Consider the following 7,198-nt stretch of genomic DNA (forward strand, 5'->3'; position numbering starts at 1 on the left):
CGGCAGGCAGGCCGACGCGCTGGCGGTCTTCCGCAGGCTGCGGGCGCGGCTGCGGCAGGAGCTCGGCATCGACCCGAGCGGCCCGCTGCGCGATCTCGAGGCCGCGGTGCTGCGCCAGGATCCCGGCCTGGATCCGGTGCCCGCGCCGGCGTCCCCGTCCAGGGGCGGCGGCGCGATCCTGGTGGAACGGACCGAGGAGACGGGGCTGGTCGAGCGGGCGCTCGATGAGGTCCTGCGTGACGGCGAGGGCCGGGTGCTGGTGTTCGAGGGGCCGGCGGGCATCGGGAAGACCAGCGTGCTCGACCATGCGCGCAAGCGGGCGGCGGCCATGGGGTTCACCGTGCTCACCGCCCGCGGCACCGACCTGGAGACCGACTACGCCTGGGGCTGTGCGCGGCAACTCTTCCAGCGCCAGGCCGAGGCGGACGAGATCGTCTCCGCCGCGGCGGGCGAATACGCGATCATCAACGCGCTGTACCGGCTGACCGGTGCCCTCGCGTCCCGGAACCCGCTGCTGATCAGCATCGACGATCTGCACTGGGCGGACGCGGCGACGGCGCAGTTCCTGGCCTATCTGGCCACCCGGCTCGACGGCCTGCGCGCCGTCCTGGTCATCGGGACGCGGCCGGGCCACGAGCGCATCGGCCGCATCGCCGCGGCCATCGCCGGGCTGCCGCACACCGTCACCCGGACGCTCCAGCCGCTCACCCGGGCGGGCTGCGCACGGGTGCTGGCCCTCATCACCGACGCCGAGCCGGACGCCGGCCTGGTCGACCGCTGCCACACCCTGACCCGCGGCAACCCGTTCCTGCTGCGCGAACTCGCCCAGGCCGGCGGTGATCCCGCCCCGCCGGAGGGCTCCCCGAGCGTCGCCAGGTACGCCGCCCGGCAGCTGCGCTATCTGCCCGCCGCGTCCGTCGCCGCGGCACGGGTCCTGGCCGTCCTCGGCGACGAGGTGAGCGGCGGGCTGGTCGCCCAGGTGACCCGGACCTCGCCCCAGAAGGCGCTGGACGCGCTGACCCCCCTGGTCTCCAGCCAGTTGGTGACGGCCGACGGGGTGCCCGTCCGGTTCTCCTTCGGTCATCCCCTGATCCGCGCGGCCGTCTACGACGCGATCCCGGCGGCGGAACGGACGGACCTGCATCTGCGGGCCGCCCGGGTGCACGCCCACGACCCGATCAAGGCGGCCACCCACCTGGTGCGGGTTCCGCCCGGCCTCGGCTCGCCGGACCCCGTGCCGGTGCTGAGCGAAGCGGCCGACGCCAGCCTGGCGCGCGGATCGGTCAACGGCGCGGTCGCCTTCCTGCGGCGGATCCTGGAGGAGGATCTCGGCGACCGGAGGGCCGCCACGCTCACCAGGCTCGGGACCGCCGAATCCCTCGTCGACGCGCCCCGGGGCATCGAGCACCTGGCCGAGGCGCTGGCCTTGGAGCCCGATCCCGACAAGCGCGCGCAGGTCTCCTTCTCCCTCGCCACCGTGCTCTGGCTGACCTGCCGGCCGAGAGAGGCCGCCCGGGTGTGCCAGGCATCGCTCGAACGCGACCGTGCGGCCTCGGCCGGCTCGCGGCTGGCGCTGCGGTCGTGCCTGGCGATGGTCGCCTATGGAACGCGGAACGGATCCGACCTCGTCGCCCTGATCGACGACTACGCCGCCCGGCCGATCGACACCTCCACCCTGGGCGGTCTCATGCTGGAGTCCAGCCTGGCGCTGCACGACATGTTCCAGAACCGGCGGCGCCAGGCCGAACGGCGGGCGCTGAACGTCCTCGACGGGGACCGGCTGATCGGGATTCCGGCCGGCGAGACCATGCTGACCTCCTCGTTCTCCGCGCTGCGCGCCTCCGACACGCCTCGGCTGCCGGCATCCGTGGACACGCTGCTCGATCACAGCCGCCGGTCCGGTTCGCTGCGCGGCCTCTCGCCCGCGCTCTACTTCCGGGCGGAGTACCTGTACGTGCAGGGCCGGCTGGCCGAGTCGATCGCCCACTCCCGCCAGGCATGGGAGGCCAGCGGCTACGTCGCGATGGGGCTCGGGGAGATCTTCATCGCGGACGTGTACATGAAGGCGCTGGTGGCGGCCGGACGGACCCGGGAAGCGGCGTCGGTGCTGAGTCAGGTGAAGGCCGTGCAGGCGGCGGGCATCACCCCGGTCATCTACGCGCAGGGTGAGATCGCCGTCCATCTCGCCAAGGGCGACACCCAGCGCGCCTTCGAGGTCGCCCTGGCGACCCGGGACGACTGCCGGTCGCGGCCCATGATGAATCCGCTGGTGATCGACTGGCGCGCGCCGCTCCTGCGGTGCCTGGCCTCGCTCGGGCGGGTGGAAGAGGCCCGGGACGTCGCCGAGGACCTGCTCGACATCGCCACGACCTGGGACACCCCGCGGGCGATCGGCCGTGCGCTCCGGCTCGCGGCCTGGGTCGAGTCCGGGCCGCGGCAACTGGAGATGCTGGCCGAGTCCGTCCGGCTGCTGGATCTCACCCCGGCCAACCTGGAACGCGCCAAGGCCCTGTACGCGTTCGGGGACGCGCTGCGGCGGGCGGGACGTCCCGAAGAGGCGCGGGCCCGGCTGACGACCGCGCTGGAACTGGCGGTCTTCTGCGGCGCCGGCCCGGCGCAGACGGGCACCATCAGAGCGGCCCTCCGCGAAGCCGGCGGCCATGCGCCCGACCCCGCGGACACGACCGCGCCCACCCGTCCCGAGGACTCCTCCGGTTAGCCGCCCTGCACCGCCCGCCTCGCCCATTCCGGTATCTGGTGGAACTCGTTGTCGTGCAGGTGGAGCGCGGTGGGGTCGGGCGGGTCGGCGAGCGAGCACGGCAGCCGGAGCAGCCGGTTGCCGGATATGTCGAGGATCTTGAGCGCGCGCAGATTCCCCAGCGACTCCGGCAGCTTCTCCAGGCCAAGGCGGGAAAGTCGCAGAAAGTGTCCTCCATTCGCCCGCGCCTGCTCAATGCGCCACTCGGCTTCTGCGAACGTCATGCCGCCCCCCTTCTCTGACCGACCCGCGTTGAAAAGGCTCACCACAGCTCCATGGACAGGCCTCGGTCCCGGAGGGCGGTGATGCGTTCGGCGACCTCGGTGACGTCGTCGGTGTAGTGGTTGACGGTCGCCGACATCGCGCTGCCGTCATGAAAAATGAACTCGGTCTGGATGCAGAAATCCCCGGATTCCATCCGGAAGATCCACACCAACTCCTCGGTCGGCACATATTGCCGGAGATCCTCGGGACGGTCGGTGAAGCGGAACGGGCGTCCCATGTCGAGCGCTTCGAGAACGTCCGCCAGATCAAAATCGCGCAGCCACTGGAAGAAGCCGTACTGCGACATCTGGTTCCGGTGGACGCGGTCGCCGGCATGGACGGCGTCGAACTTCGCACCGGTCGCCTTGCGGAGCCTGGCCAGGAACGCGGCCAGCCGGGACGCGTTGAGACGCGCGAGCGCGGTGTTGTCACGATCATCGCCGCGGGTGCACTCGGCATGGAGGTCCACGTTCAGCCGGACGTCCAGGAAGAGCCGCCGATCCATGATCTCCACGAGCACGCTCGCGCCGTCGGAAACGGCCGCTTCGGTGACGCCGTCGGCACAGGTGACGACCAGATCGAGATCGAGCACCAGCGAACACGCATCGGGCAGTTCCCGGAAGGCGGCCTCGATCGCGTGTTCGTCGATCCGTGTTCCCGGCCCGTACGCCAACGCGTTCCCGCCCTGCGGTCCGGTGGTCCACGCGGCGGCGGCCGGAACCGCGAAACCGGGAAGCAGGCCCGGTAGCACGCGGGCATGCCGGGCCATCGCCTCCACCATGGGCTGGTCCGGACATATCGGCAGTTCGAAGAGCCAGCCGACGCAATTTCGATCCCACCGCCAGGTACGCGTGCCAAGCGCGCTCATTCTTCGTCCATCGGGACGAGTTCCGCCATGAAGAATTCCCTTCGGGATTCCGGCCCGGCCACAGATTCCGATCTCTTCATGGGTACGGGGCACCGGTTGCTGCGCGGTTGCCGGCCGGCGGCCGATACGAACGCCCATGGCATCCCGGCTGGACGCGGGACGCCACGGGCACTTTCACGCGGCCGTCAGGTTGACGGTCTCGATGACCTCCTCCAGGTCGCGGTAGCCCGCGACCGGGAACACCGGGCCGAACTGCTCCTCGGCGACGATGCCCATCGCATCGGTGCAGTCACGCAGCGGTGTCGGCTCCAGGAAGTGCCCGGGCAGGTCCGTGCCCCGCTGTCCCCCCTTGACCAGCGTCGCCCCGTCCGCGAGCGCCTTGGTCAGCAGGTTGTGCACCACGTCCAGCCGCGCGCGGTTGTGGAGGGGCCCATGGTCACACTGGGCTGTGCCGGGTCGCCCACCTTTATGGCGTCCACGGCGGCGGCGAAGGCCGCGCAGAAACCGTCCGCAGCGTGCTCTTCCACGAGCAGTTGCGCCGGATCATCGACGCCGGCCTCCGGCAGGGTGACGTGCGGACCGACTACGACCCGGCGTTGCTCACCGAGATGGTCGGCGCCGTATACCTTTCGGTGCACCGTAATCTGCGGCTGGAAAAGGATTACGACCTGGGCGTCAATGCACCCGAGGCGGGCGGTTCATCGCCGGCGGCGTGCGCCGGCCGTGAATCCGGCCCGGAGGGCGCGGCGGGCCCACGGCACCGATCGGCTGAGGAGATCTGCGGAGAAGGACCGGCACCCGCCGCCGGACGGCGGCGAGCCGGTGTCCGCCGGTCCGGGCTCGCGGGGGTTTTGTCGGTGCGGGCCCGTACAACTATCGGCATCCGACGGGCCGCGAGGGTGGAGGTCGAAGTCATGGGTTCCGGCGAGGCCGGCTGGGAGGAACGGAGCGCGGTGCGCGTGGCGCCGCCCGTCCAACCGCGCAAGCTGGCCAAGGTGCCGTTCGTCGAACTGGCGGAAGGGCGGCTGCAGGGTGTGGTGTCGAGCGGTTCGGACATCGCCCGGGTGTACGTCTCGTCGATCGCGGCGGAGACGCACGATTTCAGTTGCAGCACCAACAACAACCGGCCGTGCGGCGGGCTCGGCGGCGGCCACCGCTGCAAGCACCTCGACGCGCTGATCGACGAGGCGGTCAGGCAGTACGGCCTCGAACGCGTCGCGCGCTACCTGAAGGCCGGGGAGGGTGACGACCTGCGTTCCCTGCTTCAGGGCACCCGGGAGAAGGCTCCGGCCGCCGCGGTGTTCAGCCGGTTCCTGCGGCACCTGACCTATCTGGAGGTTCCGGCGAGCCCGGAGCCCCTCACCGAGATGCACTGGTTCCCGGCGCTGGGGGCGGTCCGCTGATGCAGGCAGTACAGCTCGCCGAGCTGACCGGGCGGGTCCCGCCGGGCGTCGGGGAGGCACTGAAGGTCGTCGCGGGGTTCGACGCCGCGCTGGCCGACGGCCTGGCCCGGCTCGGCCCCCGGCACACCGAGGCCCTCGGCGCGCTGGCCGGCGCGGTGGGCGGCTCTCCGCTCGGCGCCGCGCCGGCGGAGGCGTCCGGCAGGCTCGCCACCGGTTCCATCGGCGCCGCGGAGTTGTCGGCGGTGGCCGCGGCCCGTGCCGCGCTGCTCGGCGCGGTGCACGACGCGCTGCTCGACCGGCTCGACGGTGCGCTCGGCCGGTCCCGTCCGGGTTGGGAGGAGCCTCCCGGCGATCCGGGGCCGGTGCCCGCCAACCTGCTCGCCGCCGGCCGGTCCTGGCTGCAGGAGCTGGCCATCGCGGGCTGGCGGGGCGTCGACGACGCGCTGGTCTCGGCCGCCGACCGGGCGCTCGACGCGCTGTGGGCCGAGCCGCGGCTGCGCCGCCTCGCCGTGCTGGCCGACGGTCTGGCCGCCGAGCTGCGCGCCTCGTGCCCGGTCGCGACGATGGAACGGATCCCCGAACGCCGCTGGGCCGACCTGTGGACACGTGCCGTGCTGCTGTCGCACGGGGGGAGCTGGACGGGCGGCGCGACGGCCGTCTCCGGGCGGCTGCTGCCGCTGGGCGTCGACGTCCACGAGCACGGGACGGCCGTTCAGGTGCAGCTGCACGCGGTGCTGGAGCCCGCCGGCGAGGGGCCGGTGCGGCTGGTGCGCGTCGCCGTCGCCGTCGCCAAGGTCGACACGATCGTCGGCCCCCTGGTGTGGAAGCTGCTGTCGGCGTACCCGACGCTGCTGGCGGCCCTGGCCGAGCGCCGCGCCGTCGAGGTCACCGGGATGAGCCTGACCTCAGGCGGCGACCTGCTGTGGGACGAGGAACGCGCCGCGGCCGGCGCGCCCGCCGACCCGTTCGCGACGGCCCGCGTCCGGCTCGCCGGCGCGCAGGCCCCGGCCGTCGCACCGCTCGACCGCCATCCGGTGCGCATCGCCGAACCGGTGCTGGTCGAGGGGTACAAGGCGGGAAACGACGGCACGTTCGACCTCGGCGGCGAGCGGCTGGCCGTCGACTCGGACCGGCTGCCGCCGAGCGGCCCGCTCACCCCGCAACTGGTCAAGGCGTCGACGGCGTGCATCGGCCTGCTCCGCTGGGACGCCGGGCGGTGGACGCTGCAGCCGCTGGCCGTGCGGTCCGCCGTGAAGAGGCAACCGGTCGAGGCGCACAACGGCGACTGGGCGCTGGGCCCCACCGACCCGAAGGTCGCCAAGGCCCAGGCCCGTTCCGGCGACGCCGTGGCCGTCCTGTCCGAACGCGCGGGACGACTGCTGCGCAATTGACCCGGCTCCCGCCGCCGGGCACCGATACGTGCGGCCTGTGCCGCGTTTCCCTCCTCCGCCCGCGGGCGGAGGTCTCCCCCCAGGAGTTCTCATGAACGACGGCGACAGTGACGACGTCCGCCGGCAGGTGCTGCTGTGGCGGTTGCTGGGCCGGGTGTTCGACGCCGAGGAGCAGCCCGCCCTGGAGGCGGCGAGCCTGGCCGTCGTCCAGGAACGCGGGCTGCCCGCGGCGCTGCTCGACCCCGGCGTCACGATCGACACCGTCGTGCAGCGGTTCCCCGAACTGGAGCCGGAGTTCGCCGACCCGCTGGCCGGCGGCGACCGGGTGCGGCGGACGGCCCTGGTGTCGAAGCTGCTGCTCAACGCGCTGCGCACCGGCTCCGGCGACGTGTCGGCACAGCGGCTGGCCGCCTGGCAGCGCGACGCCGAGTGGCTGCGCCGCGCGCTCGGCGCGTGCGCGGGCGGCGCTCCCGAACAGGGCGCGGGGGGCCGCCCGGCGGGCGGCGGCCAAGGC

The 7,198-nt window shown here is 73.0% G+C and carries 5 protein-coding genes and 2 pseudogenes; 4 read left to right on the forward strand and 3 right to left on the reverse strand.

Annotated features, from left to right (window positions below):
* Positions 1 to 2,719: ATP-binding protein (locus AF1_RS30785; protein ID WP_067807401.1), on the forward strand; the 2,719-nt coding region annotated here is incomplete at its 5' end.
* Here AF1_RS30785 and AF1_RS30790 read toward each other — a convergent pair.
* The 3 genes and pseudogenes from AF1_RS30790 to AF1_RS30800 all read right to left on the reverse strand — a co-directional run bounded on the left by AF1_RS30790 (position 2,716) and on the right by AF1_RS30800 (position 4,417).
* Positions 2,716 to 2,982, reverse strand: a complete 267-nt coding sequence (locus AF1_RS30790) for a leucine-rich repeat domain-containing protein (protein WP_131732411.1) — start codon at positions 2,980 to 2,982, stop codon at positions 2,716 to 2,718. The genes AF1_RS30785 and AF1_RS30790 overlap by 4 nt on opposite strands.
* A 38-nt stretch (positions 2,983 to 3,020) precedes the next feature.
* On the reverse strand, positions 3,021 to 4,028 hold the full coding sequence (locus AF1_RS30795) for a hypothetical protein (RefSeq protein WP_131732412.1): 1,008 nt from the start codon (positions 4,026 to 4,028) through the stop codon (positions 3,021 to 3,023).
* A 36-nt stretch (positions 4,029 to 4,064) separates the two neighbouring features.
* A pseudogene (locus tag AF1_RS30800) lies at positions 4,065 to 4,417 on the reverse strand (aldehyde dehydrogenase family protein).
* Between AF1_RS30800 and AF1_RS36725 the strand changes: the two are divergent.
* The 3 genes and pseudogenes from AF1_RS36725 to AF1_RS30815 form a co-directional block, all read left to right on the forward strand.
* A complete protein-coding gene (locus AF1_RS36725; RefSeq protein WP_242608635.1) occupies positions 4,406 to 5,293 on the forward strand; it encodes a hypothetical protein in 888 nt (295 codons plus the stop codon). The pseudogene AF1_RS30800 and the gene AF1_RS36725 sit on opposite strands and share 12 nt — an antisense overlap.
* Positions 5,293 to 6,684 (forward strand): hypothetical protein, encoded by a 1,392-nt coding sequence (locus AF1_RS30810; protein ID WP_067807415.1) that lies wholly within the window; start codon positions 5,293 to 5,295, stop codon positions 6,682 to 6,684. Before AF1_RS36725 ends, AF1_RS30810 begins: the two co-directional genes overlap by 1 nt.
* 91 nt (positions 6,685 to 6,775) lie before the next feature.
* Positions 6,776 to 7,198: pseudogene (locus tag AF1_RS30815) on the forward strand (VWA containing CoxE family protein); the annotation flags it as partial.

Source organism: Actinomadura formosensis NBRC 14204 (assembly GCF_001552155.1).
GTDB classification, from domain to species: domain Bacteria; phylum Actinomycetota; class Actinomycetes; order Streptosporangiales; family Streptosporangiaceae; genus Spirillospora; species Spirillospora formosensis.